The sequence below is a fragment of the Micromonospora radicis genome (assembly GCF_003583405.1).
Classification (GTDB): Bacteria; Actinomycetota; Actinomycetes; order Mycobacteriales; family Micromonosporaceae; genus Micromonospora; species Micromonospora radicis.
This window is the reverse complement of record NZ_QXEC01000002.1, coordinates 248678-270079: the sequence shown is the minus strand read 5'-3', so window position 1 is coordinate 270079 and position 21402 is coordinate 248678. Positions and strand designations below refer to the sequence as shown.

Here is a 21402-nt window from a genome sequence, read left to right as displayed (position 1 = left end):
TCAACCGGTCAGCTGCCGGCGCAGGGTGACCTGCGTCCCGTCCTTGGTCCGGCTGACCGACAACTCCCCCAACGCCCGGATCAGCGACAGGCCCCGGCCCCGGAAACCCGACCCGGTCGACTGCCGCCACCGGCCGGTGTCCCGCACCGTCGCCACCACCTCCCGGTCCTCCACCGTCACCTCGACCTCGATCGTCGGCCGCACCGGGTCGACCGGATGCTCGATGGCGTTCGCCGCCGCCTCGGAGACCGCCACCGTGAGGTCGAACAGGTCGGTCTCGCTCACCCCGTGCGCGACCAGGAAGTCCTCCAGCCGCTTGCGCAGCACGCTCAGCCGGTTCGGGTCGGCCGGCAGTCGCAGCGCGAAGCGGTGCAGCTCGGCCGCCTCCAACGCCAGCACCGCCACGTCGTCGCGGCGCGGCCGGTCGGCGACCCGCCTGACGACGGTGTCGATCAGATCGGCCACGTGGTCACCGGGCTGCGCGGCGTCGGCCTGCAACTGGGCCAGCGCGTCGTCGATGGCGACCTCGCGGTCCTCGATCAACCCGTCGGTGTAGAGCAGCAGACGGTCGCCGGGCCGCAGCTCGCCGGAGACCGTCTCGTACCCGGTACCCGGGATGGCGCCGACCGGCGGACCGAGGGCCCGGGAGTGCAGGAAGGCCGCCTCGTCCCCTCGGATCAGCAACGGCGACGGGTGTCCGGCGCTGGCGTAGCGCAACTGGCCGGTGCGGGGGCTGAACCAGAGACAGAAGACCGTGGCGAACGAGCGCGACTCGGTCGAACCCACCAGCCGGTTGAGCCGGGTCAGCGACTCCCCCGGGCCGAATCCCTCCAGCACGTACGCGCGCAGCGCGTTGCGCAGCTGACCCATCGCGGCTGCCGCCGGTACGCCCTTGCCGACCACGTCACCGATCACCAGCACGAGTTCGTCGTCGTCGCGGGCGACCACGTCGTACCAGTCGCCGCCGACCTCGACGTCCGCGCTGCCGGGCAGGTACCGGCTGGCCACCACGGCACCGGGCAGCTGCGGCAGGGTACGCGGCAGCAGGCTGTGCTGGAGGGTGGTGGCGATACGGTGCTCAGCCTCGTAGAGCTGGGCGTTCTCCAGGCGTACCCCGACCAGCCGGGCGAGCTGGGTCAGTGCGGCCTCGTCGGTGCCGACCCCCTCGACGGAGGGCCGCCACACCCGCAGCTCGCCGAGCCGTCGGCCGGCGACACCGGTCAGTGGCAGCACGAAGGAGGGCTCGACCGGGGCGGTACCGCCGCCGTCGGCCTCGTACCGGGCCCCACCGGCGGCGATCACCACCCGGACGGCCTCGGCGAGGCTGAGCGCGTGCCGGGCCGCGACCTGAAGCACGTCGGCCGTGGAACGGGCGGTGTTCACCGCGACGGCGGCGTCGGCGAGCGCGCGCAGCCGGCGGATCATCTGGCCGCGCAGCTGACCGAGTTCCACGTTGGCGCGGACCCGGGCGATCAACTCCTGCCCGGAGAAGGGCTTGGTCAGGTAGTCGTCGGCACCGACCGACAACCCCGCCACCTCCTCCGCCGAACCGGCGCGGGCGGAGAGCAGCACGATCGGGACGTAGCGGGTACGCGGGTCGGCCCGCAACGCGGCAACCAGACCGAAGCCGTCCAGCCGGGGCATCATCACATCGGTGAGTACCAGGTCGAAGGCGTTGTCGGTGGCCAGCCGCAGGGCGTCGACGCCGTCGGTGGCCGCCACCACCTCCCAGCTCGGTGCCAGCAGCCGCGCGACGTGTTCCCGCAGGTCCGGATTGTCGTCGACGACCAGGATGCGACCCTCCGCCGCCAGTCCGGTCGGCCGGGCCGCCGGGCCGCCGGGCGCGGACGGTAGGGCGGCGGTCGGCGCCGGGCCGCTGGTCCAGCGCACCGTCTCGGCCACGAACAACTCGGCCTGCTGCGGCTCACGTTCGGTGCCGGCGGCCTCGGCCACCCGTTCGGCCGGCAGGTGCCCGGTGCCGAACGGGACGGTGACCGCGAAGGTGCTGCCCCGGTCGACCTGGCTGTCGACGGCCACCTGCCCGCCGTGCATCTCGACCAACTCCCGGACCAGGGCCAACCCGATCCCGGTGCCCTCGTGGCTGCGGGAGCGGGCCCCCGGCACCCGGTGGAACCGCTCGAAGACGTACGGCAGTTCCGCCGCGACGATGCCCACCCCGGTGTCGGCGACCTCCAGCCGGGCGGCCCCGCCGACGGCCCGTACCCGGATCCTGATCTCGCCCTCGAAGGTGAACTTCACCGCGTTGGAGACCAGGTTGAGGACGATCTTCTCCCACATGTCCCGGTCGACGTAGACCGGTTCGGCCAGCGGCGGGCAGTCCACCACCAGCCGCAGCCCGGCCCGCTCGGTGGCCGAGCGGAAGGTGCTGGCCAACCGGGCGGTGTAGTCGGCCAGGTCGGTCGGCTCGTAGCGCGCGGCCAGCCGGCCCGACTCCAGCCGGGAGAAGTCGAGCACGGTGTTGACCAGCTTCAGCAGCCGCAGCGCGTTGCGGTGCATCGTGGTGAGCCGGTGGATGTACGTCGTCGGCAGTTCGGGGTCGGCGAGCAGGTCCTCCAGCGGGCCGAGCACCAGGGTCAGCGGGGTCCGGAACTCGTGGCTGACGTTGGCGAAGAAGTTCGTCTTCGCCAGGTCCAGGGCGGCCAGCTCAGCGGCCCGCGCCCGTTCCTGCTCGTACGCCCGCTGTTTGCCGACCGCGCGGGAGACCTGCGCGGCGACCAGCTCGAAGAAGGTGCGGTAGTCGTCGGTGAGCGGCAGTCGGCGGGCCGCGCCCAGCACCAGCACACCGGCCGGCTCGTTGGTCGCGCTGATCGGCAGCACCACCGCCTCCTCGGCGGCGTCGGCGGGCACCCGACCGAGCAGCTCGGCCGTGGCCACCCGGTCGGCGACCCCGGCCGCCACCACCTCGACCAGCCGGGCGGGCGGTTCGACGGGGCCGTCCTCGGTGCCGCTGACGCCGGCCCGGCGCAGGTGCCCGTCGCCATCGTCGAGGTAGAGCAGCGCGAACGGCACGTCCGCCCGGTACCGGTCGAGTACGGCGGCGGCGACCCGCCCGAGTTCCTCGCTGCTGCCCGGGTCGGCCAGCTCCGTGCCGAGTTCGGCCAGCGCGCGCAGCCGCCGTTCGCCGAGCACCCGCCCGGTGGTCTCGCTGCAGATGCAGAGCACGCCGCTGATCGTGCCGTCGGCGGCGCGGATCGGGTCGTAGGAGACGTCGAAGTAGACGTCCTCGACGAACCCGTACCGGTCGAGCAGGAAGTGATGGTCCTGCGCCTGGTACGACTCGCCGCTGCGCAGTACGCCGTGCAGCAGCGGACCGAGCACCTCCCAGGTCTCCGCCCAGTGCTCCCGGGCGGGCCGGCCGAGGGCGACGGGATGCTTGTCGCCGATGGTCGGCCGGTAGGCGTCGTTGTAGAAGGCGAGCAGCTCGTCACCCCAGAACATCGCGATCTGCGCCTTCGAGGCGAGCATCGTGCTGATCGCGTTGCCCAGCGCGGCGGGCCATCGGTCGGGGGTGCCGAGCGGGCCGGCCGACCAGTCGTGGTCGGCCAGCAGCCGACCCATCTCACCGCCACCGGCGAACGCCGCCGCGAGAAGCGGGGGGACACCGCCGTCCGCCTGGGACGGGCGAGCCCCGTCCGCACCCCCCTGGGCCGAGTTCATGCAGCCTCCCCGGCCGTGTCCACGACGCTCCGATCTTGCCTGCCGTGACTGGCCTTCTACCCCGACGGACCAGCAACGTAACGCATTCACGGGGTCGGACGCTGCGCGCCGCCGAAGCACCCGAGGGCGACCACCAAGGGTGCCGGTGCGATCACAGCGGGGTGACGTACGCGCCGGTGATCCCGCCGTCGACCACGAACTGCGCGGCGGTCATGAACGAGGCGTCGTCGCTGGCCAGGAACGCCACCGCGGCGGCGATCTCGGTCGGCTCGCCGAACCGCCCCATCGGCACGTGCACCAGCCGGCGGGCGGCCCGTTCCGGATCCTTCGCGAACAACTCCCGCAGCAGCGGGGTGGCCACCGGGCCGGGGCAGAGCGCGTTGACCCGGATGCCGTCCCGGGCGAACTGCACCCCCAGTTCGCGGGTCAGCGCCAGCACCCCGCCCTTGCTCGCGGTGTACGCGATCTGCGAGGTGGCCGCGCCCATCAGCGCCACGAACGACGCCGTGTTGATGATCGAACCCCGACCCTGCCGGCGCATGTGCGGGATGACGTACTTGCAGCAGAGGTAGACGCTGGTGGTGTTGACCCGCAGCACCCGCTCCCAGGCGTCCAACCCGGTCTCCAGGATGGAGTCGTCGTCCGGCGGCGAGATGCCGGCGTTGTTGAAGGCGACATCCACCCGCCCGTACCGCTGCACCACCCCGTCGAAGAGGGCCCGCACCGCCGCCTCGTCGGCCACGTCGGCGGCGACGAAACCGCCGCCCACCTCGTCGGCGGCCCGCTGGCCGGCATCCGCGTCGATGTCGACGCAGACCACCCGGGCCCCCTCCGCGGCGAACCGCCGCACCGTTGCCAGCCCGATCCCGCTGCCCGCCCCGGTCACCACGGCGACCCGGTCCTGCAACCGTGCCTGCATGCTCACTCCTCCGTGCCGATGAACACGTTCTTGACGTCGGTGAACGCGTGCAGGGCGTCCGGGCCCAACTCGCGGCCCAGGCCGGAGCGCTTCATGCCGCCGAACGGCGTCCAGTACCGCACCGAGGAGTGCGAGTTGACGCTCAGGTTGCCCGCCTCCACCGCCCGGGCCACCCGCAGCGCCGGCCCACGTCCCGCGTCCAGATCGAGCCGGACAGGCCGGTCAGAGGCGCTCGAAGCCACGGGTCAGTTCCCAGTCGGTGACGGCGGCGTCGAAGGCGGCCAGCTCGACGCGGGCCATGTTGGCGTAGTGGGCGACCACTTCGGGACCGAACGCGTCCCGGGCCACCTCGGAGGACTGCCACAGGGTGAGGGCGTCACGGAGGGTGCCGGGAACGCGTTGCGCCGTCTCGTCGTCGTACGCGTTGCCGGTGCACTCCGCGCCCAGGTCCAGCTCCTGTTCGATGCCGTGTACGGCGCCCGCCACCAGCGCCGCGATCGCCAGGTACGGATTGACGTCGGCGCCCGGTACCCGGTTCTCCACCCGCATCCCCTGACCATGCCCCACCAGCCGCAGGGCGCAGGTGCGGTTGTCGGTGCCCCACCGCAGCGCGGTCGGGGCGAACGAGCCCGGCTGGTACCGCTTGTACGAGTTGACGTTCGGCGCGAAGAAGAGGCTCAGCTCCCGCATGGTGGCCAGCAGTCCGGCGAGCACCCGTTGGCCGGTGACACTCAGCTGCGCCGGCCCGTCGCCGAGCAGCGCCGAGCCGTCGGAGGTGTCACGCAGCGAGAAGTGGATGTGGCAGGAGTTTCCCTCCCGGGCGTTGGGCTTGGCCATGAAGGTGATCGACATGCCCTCCTGGGCGGCGATCTCCTTCGCCCCGTTCTTGTAGATCACGTGGTGGTCGGCACAGGCCACCGCCGCGTCGTACCGGAATGCGATCTCGTGCTGGCCGAGGTTGCACTCGCCCTTCGCGCTCTCCGGGGTGAGCCCGGCGCCGGCCATCTGGTTACGGATGCGGCGCAGCAGCGGCTCCACCCGGGCGGTACCGAGCAGCGAGTAGTCCACGTTGTACTGGTTGGCCGGGGTCAGCTCCCGGTAGCCGCGGCGCGACGCCTGCTCGTACGAGTCACGGAACAGCACGAACTCCAGCTCGGTGCCGGCGTACGCGGTCAGCCCGTGGGCGGCCAGCCGATCCAGCTGGCCGCGCAGGATCTGCCGGGGCGAGGCGGCCACCGGGCCGGCGCCGTCGGGCCACTCCAGGTCGGCCAGGAGCATCGCCGTACCGGGCTGCCACGGCACCCGCCGCAGGGTGTCGAAGTCCGGCTTCATCGCGAAGTCGCCGTAGCCGCGTTCCCAGCTCGACATCGCGTACCCGTCGACGGTGTTCATGTCGACGTCGACGGCGAGCAGGTAGTTGCATCCCTCGCTGCCGTGCGCGACCACCTGGTCGAGGAAGTAGGGCGCGTGGAACCGCTTGCCCTGCAGCCGGCCCTGCATGTCGACCAGGGCCAGCACCACCGTGTCGATCTCATCCTCGGCCACGGCGACCCGCAGTTGTTCCAGCGTGAGCGGCGCTCTTCTCATCCGCGAGCCTCCATCACCAAGGTCTACCGGCCGGGCCGACGACCGTCAATGGGCCGCACCGCTGGTACCCCGTTCCCCTCCACCGACAAACCGGCATCGCCCCGGCGCGCAATTGCGTTGCCACGCTGGCTCGGCGTGGCGCATCCTTGAGCCTGTGACCAGGCCCGATCGCGACGGGCCAGTCCGGGCCCTCGGAACGGCCCGGCGGCCGCGGCGGTGCGGGGAAACGTCACCTCTCTCTCGGGTACGGCGTCGCGCCCTACCCTGACTCCGCCCCGCACCGCCCGGCGTCCCCCAACCCACCGGCCGGCTGTCTCGTCAGCGGGGCGCGGCAACCACCGGACGCCGCAACACCGGATGTCGCAACACCGGACACGGCAACCACCAGGCCCGGCAGCCACCGGGCGGTCAGGTGGCCACCGGGCGATCAGGTGGCCACCGGGTGGTCAGGTGGCCACGAGGCCGACCACCCAGAGCCCGCCGATCACCACCCCGGAGAGGAACTCGATCAGCATCGACAGGCCGGCGGCACCGACCGCCTGCTTCGTCGCCGGCCAGGCCAGCCGGGTGTCACCCAGCCGCAGCCGTTCCATCAGGAAGATCCCGCCGACGAAGCCGATGACCAGCCCGACGACCGGGATGACGAAGAAACCGACCAGGCCGAGCAGCGCCCCGGCCAGCAGCGAGGTGGCGGGCACACCGGCCCGCTGGAGGTTCCGGCCCGGCCAGGCGTACTTGACCACGGTGCCGGCGAGGGCGACCAGGGTGGCGGCCGCGAGCACCAGCCAGCGGCCGGGACCGGCCCCACCGAACAACGCCCACACCAGCACCCCGCCCCAGCACAGTGGCAGCGCCGGCAGGCCCGGCACCACCACACCGGCCAGGCCGGCCAGGATGGCCAGCGCGGTGACCACCGCCACCACCGCTGCGGTGTCCGTCAGGCTCACGTCGACTCCGATCGTCACGTCGGTCGAGCAGGCGGCCCAGCGCCGCGGCGGGAATCAGCGACGCCGATCCGTACGCCTGATCATGACGGGTCGGCGCCACGCAGCCGGGCCACGATCGCCTCGACGGGTTCCGGCGGCCCGAACAGCCGACCCTGCGCCGAGTCGCAACGCAACGCCCGCAGCCGTTCGGCCTGCGCCGGTGTCTCCACCGCCTCGGCGGTGACCCAGAGTTCCAGCGCGTGCGCCAGCCGCACCAGGGCGTCGACGATCCGCTCGTCGCGGTGGTCGGCGGCGTCCGGCTCGTCACCCCGGATGCCCTCCACGAAGGGCGCGGCCAGCTTCAGGCAGGTGACCGGCAGCCGACGCAGGTACGCCAGATTCGAGTACCCGGTGCCGAAGTCGTCGACGGCCAACCGTACGCCGAGCGCCGCCAGCCGGTACAGCGTGCGCAACGGCTCCCCCGCGGAGCCCATCACCGCGCTCTCGGTCAGCTCCAGTTGCAGCAGCTCCGCCGGTAGCCCACTGCCGGCCAGCGCCTCGGCGACGGTGTCCACGATCTCCGGTGCGTCGGCCTGCCGGGCGGCCAGGTTGACGCTGACCACCAGCCCGGCGTCGGGGTACTCCGCATGCCACCGGGCGGCGTCGCGGCAGGCCTGCCGGAGCACCCACTCGCCGAGCCGGACGATCAGCCCGGTCTCCTCGGCCAGCCCGATGAACCGGTCCGGGCCGACCAGCCCCAGCTCCGGGTGCTGCCAGCGGACCAGCGCCTCGACCGCCAGCATCCGACCGTCGAGCAGCGACACGATCGGCTGGTAGTGCAGCACGAACTCGTCCCGGTCCAACGCCCCCGGCAGCCCGGCGGCCAACGCCGACCGGGCGATGTCGCGGGCGCTGCGCTCCGCGTCGTAGACCGCGTACCGGCCCCGGCCCTCCGCCTTCGCCCAGTACAGGGTGGTGTCGGCGGCCTTCATCAGCTCCGAGGCGGTGGTGCCGGCCGGTTCCGCGGCGACGACGCCGGCGCTGGCCGAGACGGTGAACTGCCGATCGCCGAGCAGCAGCGGCGCAGACACCGCGGCCAGCGCGGTCCGCGCCACGACGGCCAGGTCGTCGACCCCGGCGGCACCGTCGACCAGGATGACGAACTCGTCGCCGCCCATCCGGGCCACCAGGTGGCCCTGCTCGGCCACGCACTCGGCCAGCCGCCGTGCGATGGTCACGAGCAGCCGGTCGCCGAGGTCGTGGCCGAGGCTGTCGTTGATCGCCTTGAACCCGTCGAGGTCGAGGAAGCAGACCCCGACCCGGCCCGGCTGGTCGGCCGGGTCCAGCAGTTCGGACAGTCGCTCGAAGAATCGGGTGCGGTTCGGCAGCCCGGTGAGCGGGTCGTGCAACGCCTGGAAGCGCAGCCGCCGTTGCAGCTCGTACCGTTCGGTGATGTCCTCGGCCACTGCCACGGCGAACCGTGGCCGGCCGTCGTCGTGACGGATCAACGAGAGCGTCAGGTCGGTCCAGACGATGCCGTCGTCCTTGCGCCGGAACCGGGTCTCGAAGCGGGCCGCGTCGAACTTGCCCTCGACCAGTTCCTGGTACCGCCGCGACAGCTCGGGAGCGTCCTCGGGGTGCAGCAGCGCCGCGACGTCGATCCGCCGGAACTCCTCGATCGAGTAACCGAGCAGGTCCCCGAACGACTGGTTCACGTCGATGATCGTGCCGTCGACGGCGGCGATGCCGATACCGGTCGCGGCGCCGCGGAAGACCGCCCGGAACCGGGCCTCGCTGTCCCGCAACGCCTGCGCCACGGTGTCCCGGGCCTGCCAGGCGGAGCGCGCGATCCGTTCCTGCTGGGCGAAGGTGTGGTCGCGCAGGGCCCGGGCGAAGCCGGCGGCCAACCCACCCTGCGCGGCGGCGATCCGCGTGTCGAGCCCGGGCCGACCGCCGAGCACCTCGGCGGGGAACCGCTCGGCGAGCGTACGCACCGACCACTCGAGCACCCCCGGCTCGGTCAGGTGCGCCTCGACCAGCGCCCGACCGACCTCCTCCGCCACCGGACGCACCGGCTCGGTGGAGAGCACGACCTGGGCCAGCCGGAGGGTGTGCGCCAGCAGCAGCCGTTCCGTCTCGGCGCCGCTGAGCGGCACGAACCCGAGCCGGCGTACGGCCCGGGCCCACTCGACCGCGTACCGGCGGGCACCATCGGGGTCTGTGGCGGGCCCGCCCGCGGCTGTCCCGGAGCCGCCCGGTCCTGTCGCGGACGCGAGCGCGTCTGTCGCGGACCCGTCCGGGGCGCCGACGTCGGACATCGGTCAGCGCACCCCCCAACTCGTCACCACAGGTCATGGGATATCGCCCACTCTAGGCCCGGCCGGCATCCCCAGGGGAGATCCACCGCGGTCTTTCCTGGTCACCGCGGCCGGCGCGCTGCGGCACTCCTTCGCCACCGATGACTGGGGGAGCGCGGCCGAAGCGCCACCGGTCAGGCGGTCTCCAGCAGCAGCGAGATGCCTTGCCCGACGCCGACGCACATGGTGGCCAGGGCCCGCCGCCCACCACGACGACGCAGCTCCAACGCGGCGGTCAGGGCGAGCCGGGCGCCACTGGCACCGAGGGGATGCCCCAACGCGATGGCCCCGCCGTTCGGGTTGACGTGTTCGGCGTCCTCGGGCAGCCCCAGTTCCCGCAGGACCGCCACGGACTGCGCGGCGAACGCCTCGTTCAGCTCGACCACGTCGATGTCGGCCACGGCCAGCCCGTACCGTTCCAGCAGGCGCCGGGTCGCCGGCACCGGCCCGATGCCCATGATCCGCGGCGGCACACCGGCCGTCGCCGTGCCGACGACCCGGGCCAGCGGGGTCAGACCGTACGCGGCCACCGCCCGCTCCGAGGCGACCAGCAGCGCCACCGCGCCGTCGTTGACACCGGAGGAGTTGCCGGCGGTGACCGTGCCACCGGCCCGGAACGGGGTGGGCAGCGCGCCGAGTTTCTCCAGCGACGTCTGCCGGGGGTGCTCGTCGACCTCCACCAGGCGCGTCTCACGCCGACCGGCCGGGACGGTCACCGGCACGATCTCCTCGCCCAGTCGGCCGTCGGCCTGGGCCTTCGCCGCGCGCAACTGCGAGCGGTACGCGAACTCGTCCTGGGTAAGCCGGTCGACGCCGAACTCGACGGCGACGTTCTCCGCCGTCTCCGGCATCGAGTCGATCCCCCAGCCCCGCTCCATCAGCGGGTTGACCAGCCGCCAGCCGATCGTGGTGTCGTACGTCTCGGCGGTCCGGGAGAAGGCGGTGGTGGCCTTCGGCATGACGAACGGCGCCCGGCTCATGCTCTCCACCCCGCCGGCCACGACCAGGTCGGCCTCACCGGCGACGATCGCGCGGGCGGCGCTGGCCAACGCGTCCAGGCCCGAGCCGCAGAGCCGGTTCACCGTACTGCCGGAGACCTGCTCGGGCAGCCCACCCAGCAGCGCCGCCATCCGGGCCACGTTCCGGTTGTCCTCACCGGCCTGGTTGGCGCAGCCGAACACGACGTCGTCGGTGCGCGACCAGTCCACCGACGGATGCCGGGCGACCAGCTCGCGGATGACGTGTGCGGCCAGGTCGTCGGGTCGTACGCCGGAGAGCGCGCCGGCGTACCGGCCGATCGGGGTGCGGACACCGGCCACCAGATATGCCACGGTCATCGCGAGTCCTTCGGGGGTGGGAAGGTCGGGGCGTCGGCGTCCACCGGGTCCACGGGGACGTCCGGCGGCCAGGATATCGCCGGCGCATCGGCGATAGGTTGTCGGCATGGCAGGAGCCCAGTTCAGCGCGGAGACCAGCGAAGGCGGCGCGTTCGTCCGCCAACCCAACCGGTTCACCGGGCGGGTCACCCCGCACTCCACCTCGCCGCCCGGAGGCGGACCCGACGAGGCGGACCGCTGGCCGTTGGAGCCGGGCCGGTACCGGCTGATCTGGTGCCGGGCCTGCCCGTGGGCACACCGGGCGCTGATCGTGCGCAACGTGCTGGGGCTGCGGGACGCCATCTCGCTGGGCACCGTCGACCCGATCCGGGACGATCGCGGCTGGCGGTTCACCCTCGACGAGGACGGCTTCGACCCGGTGCTGGGCATCGGCTTCCTGTCCGAGGCGTACCTGGCCACCGACCCCGACTACACCGGCCGGGTCACCGTGCCCGCGCTGGTGGACACCGTCACCGGCCGGGTGGTCACCAACGACTATCCGCAGCTCACCCTGGACCTGTCCACCGAGTGGCGGCGGCTGCACGGTCCGGACGCGCCGGATCTGTACCCGGTCGAGCTGCGGCCGGAGTTGGACCAGCTGATGGCCGAGATCCACCGCGACGTCAACAACGGCGTGTACCGGTGCGGCTTCGCGACCTCCCAGTCCGCGTACGACGAGGCGTACCGCGCCCTGTTCGCCCGGCTGGACGTACTGTCGCAGCGGTTGACCAACCGCCGCTACCTGATGGGCGACGCGATCACCGAGGCGGACGTGCGGCTGTTCACCACGCTGGTCCGCTTCGACGTGGCGTACCACGGGCACTTCAAGTGCAACCGACAGAAACTCACCGAGATGCCGGTGCTGTGGGCGTACGCCCGGGATCTGTTCCAGACCCCCGGGTTCGGCGAGACGGTCGACTTCGACCACATCAAGCGGCACTACTACGCCACCCACCACGAGATCAACCCGACCGGCGTCGTACCGCTCGGCCCGGACCTGCACGGCTGGACGACGCCGCACGGGCGTGGCTGAACCACGCGGCCAGCCGGACGGCTCGGCAGACGGCTCGGCAGACGGCTCGGCGGACGGCTCGGCGGACGGCTCGGCGGACGGCTCGGGCGGTGGCCGACGTCGCGGCGTCGCGCGGGTCGCCGCGGCCGGCGCGGCGGTCGGTGTGCTCGCCGGTACGGCCCTGGTGACGCTCGCGGTGGTCGCCGGCCCCGGTCCGGGCCTGACCGGGTACGTCAGCGAGGCCGGCGTCGCCGACAGCGGGTACGCCTGGACGTACCGGATCGGCGTCTTCGCGCTGGCCGCCGCGTTGCTGCTGCTAGCCGTCGCGCTACGGACCGCCCCGCGGGCCGACACTCCCACACCGCCGGATTCCGGCACCCCCACACCGCCGGATTCCGGCACCCCTCCGCCGCCGGGGGTCGGCAAGGTCAGCGTGCCACCGGCCCAGCGGCGCCTGCCCCGGGCCGACGGTCCGGTCGGGGGGTCGGACCGCGTCGACCGGGGCCGGAGGGGCGCAGGTGTTGCCTGGTGGAGCGGCCAGGCGTGGCGGGTCGTGGTGCCACTGCTCGTCGCAGCCGCGCTGGCCACCACGCTTTCCGGTGCGGTGACGTGCAGTGCCGGCTGCCCGCTGCCGCCGTTCGAGCGGGCCACGGTGGCGGACCTGGTGCACGGCGCGGCGAGCATCGCCGCGACGGCGGCGGTGGTCTTAACCATGATCGCGATCGCCCTGTGCCGGACCGTCGACCGGGTACTGCGCCGGATCGCGGCGATCGCGGCCACGGTCGCACTGCCACTGGCCGGCGCGGTGGGCCTGGCCATGCTGCTGATCGGCCGCAGCACGCTGGTCGGCCTACTGGAGCGGCTGCTCCTGGCAGTCGCCGTCTCCTGGGCCCTGACCACCACCCTCACCCTCACCCCCACCCCCCGCCCCCACCCACCCCACCCACCCCACCCACCCCCACCCGACCCGCGCCTTGATCATGAGGTTGACGGCAATCATTGATCTTCAAACCGCCGCCAACCTCATGATCAACGGGGTGGGGGTGGGGGTGAGGGTGGGCGTGCGGGGGTGGGGTGGGGTGGGCGGGGGTGGGGTGGGGAGGATGGGGGGATGAGTGTGTTGTTCTCGCCTTTGACGTTGCGGGCGGTGACCCTGCCCAACCGGATCGCGCTGGCGCCGATGTGTCAGTACAGTGCCGGGCCCGACGGGCTGCCCACCGACTGGCACCTGGTGCACCTGGGCGCCCGCGCGATCGGCGGCGCCGGGCTGGTGATGACCGAGGCGACCGCGGTGGTGCCGGAGGGTCGGATCAGCCCGCAGGACACCGGGCTGTGGTCCGACCGGCACGTCGACGCCTGGCGCCCGGTGACCCGGTTCCTGGCCGCGCACGACGCGGTGCCCGTCGTGCAGCTCGCGCACGCCGGGTTCAAGGCCTCGACGTACCGGCCGTGGGATCCGCGCCGGGGCGGCGTGCCCGACACCGAGGGTGGCTGGGTGCCGGTCGGGCCGACCGGCGCGCCGTTCGTGCCGGAGTACCGGGTGCCGACGGCGCTGGACGAGGCCGGCATCGCGGCCGTCGTGGAGGGGTTCGCGGTGGCCGCCGGCCGGGCGGTGGCCGCCGGGTTCGCCGCAGTGGAGATCCACGCCGCGCACGGGTACCTGCTGCACGAGTTCCTGTCCCCGTTGACGAACCGACGCACCGACGGCTGGGGCGGGGACCGGGCCGGGCGGATGCGGCTGCCGTTGGCGGTCGCCCGCGCGGTCCGCGCCACGGTCGGCGAGCAGGTGCCGGTGCTGGCCCGCATCTCGGCGACGGACTGGGTGGACGGCGGCTGGTCGGTCGAGGACAGCGTGGTGCTCGCCAGCGAGTTGGCCGCCGCCGGGGTGGACCTGGTCGACTGCTCGTCCGGGGGCGCGTCCCCGACCGCCCGCATCCCGGTCGAACCTGGGTACCAGGTACCACTGGCCGCCCGGGTCCGCCGGGAGGCGCGGGTGCCCACCGGGGCGGTCGGTCTGATCGTCGAGCCGGAGCAGGCCGAGGCGATCGTCGCCGACGGCGAGGCCGACCTGGTGTTGCTCGGCCGGGAGCTGCTGCGCAACCCGTACTGGCCGCACCAGGCCGCAGCCAAGCTCGGTGCCGACGCCAGTTGGCCCGAGCCGTACCTGCGGGCGGTCTGAACGCCCCGGTCCGGCTTCCCGGCAGCGACCCGGGAGGCCGGACCGGCTCAACCCGCCAGATGCCCCCAACGCTGCTCCAGGTCGCGCCACGGCCCCTGGGCCTGCACCACGCCGCCGGTGAGCACCACCACGTGGTCGGCGCGGACCAGCGCGGCGCGTTTCGAGGTGGAGCCCACCACGGTGACCCCACGGTCGCGCAGCGCCTGCCACAGGGCCAGCTCGGTGGTGACGTCCAGCGCGGAGGAGACGTCGTCGGCCACCAGCAGTTCGGTACGCGGTGCCAATGCCCGGGCCAGCGCCAGGCGCTGTAGTTGCCCGCCGGAGAGCCGGGTGCCCTTGTGCCCGATGAGCAGCCCGAGGCCGCTGCCGGTGGCGGCCAGGTCGTGTTCCAACTGGGCCGTGGTCACCGCGTGGCCGGCGTCCACCGGATGGCCGAGGGTGATGTTGTCGGCGACCGTGCCGGAAAGCACCCTGGGCAGCTGGCCCACGTAGCCGACCTGGTTGGGACGCAGGAACAGTTCCGGATCGGTGACCGGTTCGCCGTTCCAGGTCAACTGCCCGGTGTGCGGCGCGATCCCGGCCAGGGCGCGCAGCAGCGACGACTTGCCCGATCCGACCGGGCCGAGGACCAGGACCAGCTGCCCGCGTTCCACGGTCAGGTCGACGTCGCGTACCGCGACGGTGCCGTCGGTGTGCCGGACGCCGAAGCCGACCAGTTCCAGCCGGCGCAACGGGGTGCGCGGGGCCACCGGCGGGGCGGGTGCCGTCCCGGCGGCGAGGTCGACACCGGGCACCCGCGCCGAGTACGCCTCGATCCCGGTCATCTCCGCCGTCCGCCGGGTCCACACCCGCGCCGAGGGGACCTGCGAGATCAGCGACGCCGTGGTCCAGGCGAACCAGCGGGCCGCGCCCAGCGTGGCGACCGCGACCAGCGCCGCCGCGGCGGTGATCGTGCCGTTGAGGAACAGTGCCCAGACCGCGATCGGCAGCAGCCCGCTGGCCAGCGCGGGCGTGGACCGGGCCCACACCTGCACGGCGATCTCCCGGCGCTGCCGCTCGCTGCGTACCGTGTCGAGTTCGGCGAGGTGGCGCAGCACCGGCCGGGTGGCCCCGGCGAGCTTCACCGTCCGGGCGGCCGAGAGCGTGGAGACCAACGCGGTGGCGAACGCCGCCCGCGCGGTCACGGTGTCCCGCGCCGCCCGCTCCAGCCGGGGCCCGAACGCCGTCGCGGCCAGCCCGGAGAGCACCATCGTGCCGAGGAAGAACAGTCCGGGCACCACGCTGCCGGTGACCAGGGTCATCACCACCAGCAGAATCAGGCCGACCGCCTGGTCGAGCACGTTGTCGGCGAGTTGCACCACCCGCTCGGTGTCGCCGCCCTGGGCCACCACCTCCGCCGGGGTGTGCCGGCTGACCCGGCGCGGGCCGGTCTGGCCGTACACCAGGCGGGCGCTGATCCGCAGCATCTGCCGCACCCACCAGGCCGGGAACCACAGGTGGGTCCAGTAGTGCGCGGGAATGGCGAGGATCAGTCCGGCCGCGATGCCCAGCGCCGGCAACCAGGGGTCACCGGTGCCGTCGACCACGTCGGCCCAGAGCCAGGCCAGTACCGGCCCGTCCAGGCCGAACACGGCCAGCACCCCGAAGATCCCGACCGCCGCCGCGCCGTAGCGGGGGTCGTTCAGGCAGAGCCGGAAGATCTCCCGCAGCGTACGCAGCAACGGGGCCGGCCGGCGTTCGACGCCGGCCAACGTGCCGGGCTGGTCACCGACCGCCAACGGGCCCGGTCGCTCGGCCCCCGCCGGCGGACCGGGCTGGTCGACGGCGCCCGGCGGGCCGGACGGGTCGGCGATCGCCAGCGGGCCGGGCGGGTCGGCGACCTGCGGGCCGGGCGGGTCGTCGGCCGCGAGCGCGGTGGTGCGGTCCCCCTCGGTCGGCGAAGCTGACGGCCGATGCCCCTCGCGGCTGGCCACACCGGCGCCGCCCACCGAGGCGACCCCGCCCGCGGACGCGGCGCCGACCAGGGCCGGTTCGGCGGAGTCCCAGTCGGCATCCGGCGCGGCCAGCAGGTCACCGTCGCCGTACGCACCTGAGTGGCTGGCCGCGAGCAGTTCGGCGAAGCGACGGGACCGGGCCAGCGGGGCGGCCTCGACCACCGCGCCGTCGGCCAGCACCACCACCTCGTCGCACTGACGCACCGACGACAGCCGGTGCGCGATGACGATGCCGATCCGGTCCCGGAGCAGCCGCTCGGTGGCCTGCTGTACCCGGGTCTCGGTGACCGGGTCGAGCCGGGCGGTGGCCTCGTCGAGGATCACCACGTGCGGGTCGCGGACCAGGATGCGGGCGAAGGCGACCAACTGTTCCTGCCCGGCGGAGAGCACGTGCCCGCCCTCGCCGAGGCGGGTGTCCAGCCCGGCCGGCAGTTCGGCGATCCAGCCGGCCAGACCCAGCTCGTGCAGGGCGTCGCGGGCGGCGGTGAGCAGGGCGGGGTCGAACAGCGCCACGTTCTCGGCGAGGGTGCCGGCGAGGATCTCGGTACGCTGCGGCACCACCGCGACCCACCGGCGTAGCTGCTCGACGTCCAGTTCCAACACGTCGCGGCCACCGAGCAGCACCGTGCCGGGCGGTACGTCGACGGCCCGGGTGAGCACCTTGGCCAGCGTCGACTTGCCCGAACCGGTCCGGCCCACCAGGGCGTACGAGCGGCCCCGGGTGAAGGTGAGGTCGACCCCGCGCAGCGCGGCACCGCGGTCGGCGTCGGATCCGCCGGCCGGGTAGTGGAAGGTCAGGTCGCGGATGACGAGATCCCCGTCGACCGGTGCGTCGCCGCCGACCGGTTCCTGCGGGGAGTTCTGCAGCAGCTGCACCCGACCCCAGGCGCCGAGGGCGTACTGCACCTCGGGCACCATCCGGCTGACGTGTTCGACGGTCATGCCCAGCGAGAGGGCGAGCAGCCAGATCGCGGTCAGCCGGGCGGCGTCGACGCGACCGGTGCTCAGCGCCCACACCCCGCCGAGCACCACCAGCGCGATGCCGACCCGGGTCACCCCGGCCGCGATGGTGTTGACCTGCGCCGACATCCGCCAGACCCGCAACCCGCGGCGGAGCACCTCGGCCGCGCGGCGGGCGTACAGCCGCAACACGTACGGCCGGGCCAGGCTGGTGCGTACGTCGTCCTGGCCGTGGATGGACTCCTCCATCACCGCCGCCAGGTCCGACCAGGCCGCCTCCTCCTTCATCCGGGCCGGGGCGATCCGCCCGGCGGGTCGGCGCAGGGTGACCGCGAGCAGGACGACCACCAACAGCATGCCCAGCCCGGCCGGCCACCAGACGGTGAGGCCGACGAGGGTGGACAGCAGACCCACGGCCAGTGCCTGCGCCAGCCGGGTGCCCGGACCGCGTACCCCGGAGGCCACGTCGTAGACGTCGCCGTCGATGCGGTCGAGCATCTCGCCGACGGGGGTGGTCTCCAGGGCCGGTACGGGCTGGCCCATCGCCACCCGGCACAACCGTCGGCGTAGGTCGGCGGACCAGTCGGCGGTCACACCGGCCATCACCAGGCTGATCACCAGGTCGCTGAGCACGGCGGCCACCAGGGCCACCGACAGCAGCGCGAAGAACCCGACCGACCGCGAGACCAGCACCGGCCCGGCCAGCGCCGCGGTCGCCGCCTGTCCGATGCCACCGACCATGATCAGGACGACCACCAGGGTCATCCGGCGAGGCGAGGTGACCCACAGATCACGAAGCAGGCGCATGGGTCGGTTCCTCCGGTTTGGTGGCGGAGGTTCCAGCCTGCTGGGCCGAGCCGGCCGGCTCAACGCATTTTCAGGTGAGCCGGCACACGCGGCGGAAACCGCCAGCGCACCGTCCCTGAGCTGCGGCTCAGAAGAGGACGGTGGCCAACGTACCGACCGGGCGGAAGCCGCAGCGCTGGTAGACCCGCCGGGCGGGCCGGTTGAAGTCGTTGACGTAGAGGCTGACCGTCGGGGCGACACGGGTGAGCGCGTCGCGTACCACCGCCGCCATGGCCGCGGTGGCGATCCCCCGGCCACGCCACTCGGGCGCCACCCAGACCCCCTGCACCTGCGCCGTGCGCCGGGTGACGACCGCCAGTTCGGCCTTGAACACCACCCGACCATCGACGAACCGGGCGTACGCCCGGCCGGAGCGGATCATGTCGGTGACCCGGCGCCGGTACCCGCGCCCCCCGTCCTCGGCCAGCGGCGAGACCCCGACCTCCTCGGTGTACATCGCCACCGCGGCCGGGAAGAGCAGGTCGAGTTCACCGCCACGGACCCGCCGCACCTCCGGGTCGGCGGCGACCTCGGGCAACGCGTCGGTGGCCAGCAACGGCTGGTTCGGGCGTACGTCCCGGGCCGGTCCCCAGGTGTCGGAGAGGCGGTCCCACAACTCCAGCACCGCATCGGCCCGCCCCACGATCGAGGAGCAGAGCCGTTCCTCGCCGGCGAGCAGGTCGGCGAAGGCGGCGACCGCCTGCCGACCGGCCAGCACCGGGGTCAGGTTGCCGCCCAGCCAGCACACCGATTCGAGGTTGCGCCGGGAGCCGTACCCGAGCACCCGACCCTCGGCCCGCCACCACGCCAGCCCGCGCGCGGCGACCCGCTCCGCGACCTGCGCGCTCGCGTACGGATCGAGGTCGAGCAGCCGCTCGACCGCGCGACGTTCCGACTCCCCCAGTTGCCGCACCGGCGCCGTCAGCACGGCTACCAGCCTGCCAGATCCGTCCTACTCGTGTTGGCGGACGGTAACCGTGGCCCGACGCCCGGCCGCCCATCCGGGCAGGGACCAGTACGAACCACCCAGACCACCGCCTGCCCGAGAGTTGTCGGCGTTGCATTGGCGATATATCGTTGATGCATCAGCGACAGTCCAGGAAAGGACATCAGATGAAGTTCCATCGACGTGGGCACCTCCTGCACGAGGCCCGGATGCGCGGCTTCGGCTTCCCCGCCGGACCACCCTTCCCGCACTTCCCACACGGCGGCGAAGGCCACGGCCGGGGCGGCCGAGGGCGCGGCCGGGGGCGCCGACCCAACGTCCGCAACGCGGTGCTCGCCCTGCTCACCGAGCGGCCGATGCACGGCTACGAGATGATCCAGGAGATCGACTCCCGCACCGGCGGGGCCTGGCGCCCCAGCCCCGGATCGATCTACCCCACCCTCCAGCTACTGGAGGACGAGGGCGTGGTCGTCGCCACCGCGGAGTCAGGCGGCGGACGGAAGCGGTTCACCCTCACCGAGCAGGGACGCGCCGAGGCCGAGACGGCGGCGCAGACACCCCCGTGGGCCGAGGTGGCCGAGGACACCATCAACAGTTGGCACGACATCCGCAACGCGGGCGCGCAGGCGATGCACGCGCTGCGGCAGGTCATGCTGACCGGCACCGACGACCAGCGGGAACGCGCCGCCCAGGTGCTCGACGAGACCCGCCGCAAGCTGTACGCCATCCTCGCCGAATCCGAGTGAGCCCGCCGGCAGTGCGGGCGGCCGCCCCTCAACCGGCCGCCCTCAACCGGCCGCCCGCATCAGCCGACCGACCGCAATCAGCCGACCGCCCCAGTCGCCCCGACCGACCCCAGTCGCCCGACCGACCCCAGTCGCCCGACCCCACGGCGGTGCCGAGACACCGCCCCCCGATACAGGATCACGCTCGATCCCGGATCGAGCGTGACCATGGACATCACCAGACACACGTCGAACAACATCGGGAGCAACCACGCCACGACCCGCACCGGGGGTGGCCTCCCGCCCACCCGCCTTGTCGATCATGGATGTGCGGCGCCCGCCGGCAACCCGCTCCACGTTGGCGGCCCGCGCCCCCACAAACGCCCACAAAGGATGGCGATCTTCGGGTTGAGCAGGTTGGTCACCAGCCCCATGGTGAGAGCAGGGCGCTTCGACCGCCAACACTCATGATCGACAGGGCTGGCGGTATGCGTACGGCGGCGCTGGTGGCACACGCTCAACAGAGCGGGTGGCACGTGAGGGCGGAACTGGTGGCACACGCTCAACAGAGCGGGTGCCACGTGACGGCGGAGCTGGTGGCACGTGACGGCGGAGCTGGTGGCGCACGTTCAACGAGGCGGGCGGCACGTGGGACGGCGCTGGTCGCACACGCTCGACAGAGCGGGTGGCACGTGACGGCGGAGCGTGTGGGTGGGCGGGTCAGTGGATGGTGACGGTGGGGCCGGGGAGTAGGTCGCGCAGTTCCTCGGGGAGTTCGGCGCCCATCTCGTCGGCCAGCCGCAGCGCCTCTTCGATGAGGGTCTCCACGATCTGCCCCTCGGGCACGGTCTTGATGACCTGACCCTTGACGAAGATCTGTCCCTTGCCGTTGCCGGAGGCGACGCCCAGGTCGGCCTCGCGCGCCTCGCCCGGTCCGTTCACCACGCAACCCATCACGGCCACCCGCAGCGGCACCGGCAGCCCTTCCAGGCCGGCGGTGACCTCCTCGGCGAGCTTGTAGACGTCCACCTGGGCCCGGCCGCAGGACGGGCAGGAGACGATCTCCAGGCCGCGTTCACGTAGGCCGAGGGACTCCAGGATCTGGGCGCCGACCTTGATCTCCTCGACCGGCGGAGCGGAGAGCGACACCCGGATGGTGTCCCCGATCCCCTCGGCGAGCAGCGCCCCGAAGGCGACTGCCGACTTGATGGTGCCCTGGAAGGCCGGGCCAGCCTCGGTCACGCCCAGGTGCAGCGGGTAGTCGCACTGCTCGGCGAGCTGCCGGTACGCCCGGATCATGACCACCGGGTCGTTGTGCTTGACCGAGATCTTGATGTCCCGGAAGCCGTGCTCCTCGAACAGCGAGCACTCCCACAGCGCCGACTCGACAAGCGCCTCGGCGGTGGCCTTGCCGTACTTCGTCAGCAGCCGCTTGTCCAGGGAACCGGCGTTGACCCCGATCCGGATCGGGGTACCCGCGTCCGCGGCGGCCCGGGCGATCTCCGCCACCTTGTCGTCGAACTGACGGATGTTGCCCGGGTTGACCCGGACCGCCGCGCAGCCGGCGTCGATCGCGGCGAAGACATACTTGGGCTGGAAGTGGATGTCGGCGATCACCGGGATCTGCGACTTGCGGGCGATCGCCGGCAGCGCCTCCACGTCGTCCTGGCTGGGCACCGCCACCCGGACGATCTGGCAGCCGGAGGCGGTCAGCTCGGCGATCTGCTGGAGGGTGGCGTTGACGTCGGCGGTGAGGGTGGTGGTCATCGACTGTACGGAGACCGGGGCGCCACCACCGACCGGCACCGAACCGACCATGATCTGGCGGCTCGCCCGGCGGGGGGCCAGCGGCGGCGGCGGTACGGCGGGCATACCGAGGCTGACAGCGGTCACTTCA

The 21402-nt window shown here is 73.1% G+C and carries 13 protein-coding genes and 1 pseudogene; 4 read left to right on the top strand and 10 right to left on the bottom strand.

Features of this window, described 5'->3' with window-relative positions:
• From D2L64_RS03875 to pcaF, 7 genes and pseudogenes are all read right to left on the bottom strand, one after another.
• On the bottom strand, window positions 1–3678 hold the full coding sequence (locus D2L64_RS03875) for a SpoIIE family protein phosphatase (RefSeq protein WP_119573188.1): 3678 nt from the start codon (window positions 3676–3678) through the stop codon (window positions 1–3).
• A gap of 151 nt (window positions 3679–3829) precedes the next feature.
• Window positions 3830–4597 (bottom strand): 3-oxoacyl-ACP reductase, encoded by a 768-nt coding sequence (locus D2L64_RS03870; RefSeq protein WP_119573458.1) that lies wholly within the window; start codon window positions 4595–4597, stop codon window positions 3830–3832.
• Between the two features lie 2 nt (window positions 4598–4599).
• Window positions 4600–4817 (bottom strand): annotated as a pseudogene (locus tag D2L64_RS03865) (aldehyde dehydrogenase family protein); the annotation flags it as partial.
• A gap of 2 nt (window positions 4818–4819) precedes the next feature.
• Window positions 4820–6184, bottom strand: a complete 1365-nt coding sequence (locus D2L64_RS03860; RefSeq protein ID WP_119573186.1) for a glutamine synthetase family protein — start codon at window positions 6182–6184, stop codon at window positions 4820–4822.
• Between the two features lie 446 nt (window positions 6185–6630).
• Window positions 6631–7131, bottom strand: coding sequence for a DUF456 domain-containing protein (locus tag D2L64_RS03855; RefSeq protein ID WP_119573457.1), 501 nt, complete (start codon window positions 7129–7131; stop codon window positions 6631–6633).
• An 80-nt stretch (window positions 7132–7211) separates the two neighbouring features.
• Entirely contained in the window at window positions 7212–9428 is a 2217-nt protein-coding gene (locus D2L64_RS03850) for a putative bifunctional diguanylate cyclase/phosphodiesterase (protein WP_119573184.1), read from the bottom strand.
• Window positions 9429–9601: 173 nt separating this feature from the next.
• Entirely contained in the window at window positions 9602–10804 is a 1203-nt protein-coding gene (pcaF, locus tag D2L64_RS03845; RefSeq protein ID WP_119573182.1) for a 3-oxoadipyl-CoA thiolase, read from the bottom strand.
• A 106-nt stretch (window positions 10805–10910) separates the two neighbouring features.
• Between pcaF and D2L64_RS03840 the strand changes: the two genes are divergently transcribed.
• From D2L64_RS03840 to D2L64_RS03825, 3 genes are all read left to right on the top strand, one after another.
• Window positions 10911–11876 (top strand): glutathione S-transferase family protein, encoded by a 966-nt coding sequence (locus tag D2L64_RS03840; RefSeq protein WP_119573180.1) that lies wholly within the window; start codon window positions 10911–10913, stop codon window positions 11874–11876.
• Window positions 11869–12858, top strand: a complete 990-nt coding sequence (locus tag D2L64_RS27780; RefSeq protein WP_233558743.1) for a DUF998 domain-containing protein — start codon at window positions 11869–11871, stop codon at window positions 12856–12858. Before D2L64_RS03840 ends, D2L64_RS27780 begins: the two co-directional genes overlap by 8 nt.
• A 108-nt stretch (window positions 12859–12966) precedes the next feature.
• Window positions 12967–14034, top strand: a complete 1068-nt coding sequence (locus tag D2L64_RS03825) for an NADH:flavin oxidoreductase/NADH oxidase (RefSeq protein ID WP_119573178.1) — start codon at window positions 12967–12969, stop codon at window positions 14032–14034.
• Window positions 14035–14081: 47 nt separating this feature from the next.
• Here the strand turns inward: D2L64_RS03825 and D2L64_RS03820 are convergent, their stop codons facing one another.
• Both D2L64_RS03820 and D2L64_RS03815 read right to left on the bottom strand, forming a co-directional pair.
• Window positions 14082–17795: an ATP-binding cassette domain-containing protein gene (locus tag D2L64_RS03820; RefSeq protein ID WP_119573176.1), complete on the bottom strand. Its 3714-nt coding sequence runs from the start codon at window positions 17793–17795 to the stop codon at window positions 14082–14084.
• A 127-nt stretch (window positions 17796–17922) separates the two neighbouring features.
• Window positions 17923–18762 carry a GNAT family N-acetyltransferase gene (locus D2L64_RS03815; RefSeq protein ID WP_119573174.1) on the bottom strand — a complete coding sequence of 280 codons (840 nt, stop codon included), beginning with the start codon at window positions 18760–18762 and terminating at the stop codon, window positions 17923–17925.
• Window positions 18763–18947: 185 nt separating this feature from the next.
• Between D2L64_RS03815 and D2L64_RS03810 the strand changes: the two genes are divergently transcribed.
• Window positions 18948–19526, top strand: a complete 579-nt coding sequence (locus D2L64_RS03810) for a PadR family transcriptional regulator (protein ID WP_119573172.1) — start codon at window positions 18948–18950, stop codon at window positions 19524–19526.
• A 699-nt stretch (window positions 19527–20225) separates the two neighbouring features.
• Here the strand turns inward: D2L64_RS03810 and ispG are convergent.
• Complete coding sequence (gene ispG / locus D2L64_RS03800) at window positions 20226–21398, bottom strand: flavodoxin-dependent (E)-4-hydroxy-3-methylbut-2-enyl-diphosphate synthase (RefSeq protein ID WP_119573168.1); 1173 nt, start codon at window positions 21396–21398, stop codon at window positions 20226–20228.
• Window positions 21399–21402 lie beyond the last annotated feature (4 nt).

Bases quoted from the DNA above. Each gene is read 5' to 3' on its own strand.
- D2L64_RS03875 (WP_119573188.1), bottom strand. From the start codon at position 3,678: ATGAACTCGGCCCAGGGGGGTGCGGACGGGGCTCGCCCGTCCCAGGCG.
- D2L64_RS03870 (WP_119573458.1), bottom strand. From the start codon at position 4,597: ATGCAGGCACGGTTGCAGGACCGGGTCGCCGTGGTGACCGGGGCGGGC.
- D2L64_RS03860 (WP_119573186.1), bottom strand. From the start codon at position 6,184: ATGAGAAGAGCGCCGCTCACGCTGGAACAACTGCGGGTCGCCGTGGCC.
- D2L64_RS03850 (WP_119573184.1), bottom strand. From the start codon at position 9,428: ATGTCCGACGTCGGCGCCCCGGACGGGTCCGCGACAGACGCGCTCGCG.
- pcaF (WP_119573182.1), bottom strand. From the start codon at position 10,804: ATGACCGTGGCATATCTGGTGGCCGGTGTCCGCACCCCGATCGGCCGG.
- D2L64_RS03840 (WP_119573180.1), top strand. From the start codon at position 10,911: ATGGCAGGAGCCCAGTTCAGCGCGGAGACCAGCGAAGGCGGCGCGTTC.
- D2L64_RS03825 (WP_119573178.1), top strand. From the start codon at position 12,967: ATGAGTGTGTTGTTCTCGCCTTTGACGTTGCGGGCGGTGACCCTGCCC.
- D2L64_RS03820 (WP_119573176.1), bottom strand. From the start codon at position 17,795: ATGCGCCTGCTTCGTGATCTGTGGGTCACCTCGCCTCGCCGGATGACC.
- D2L64_RS03810 (WP_119573172.1), top strand. From the start codon at position 18,948: ATGAAGTTCCATCGACGTGGGCACCTCCTGCACGAGGCCCGGATGCGC.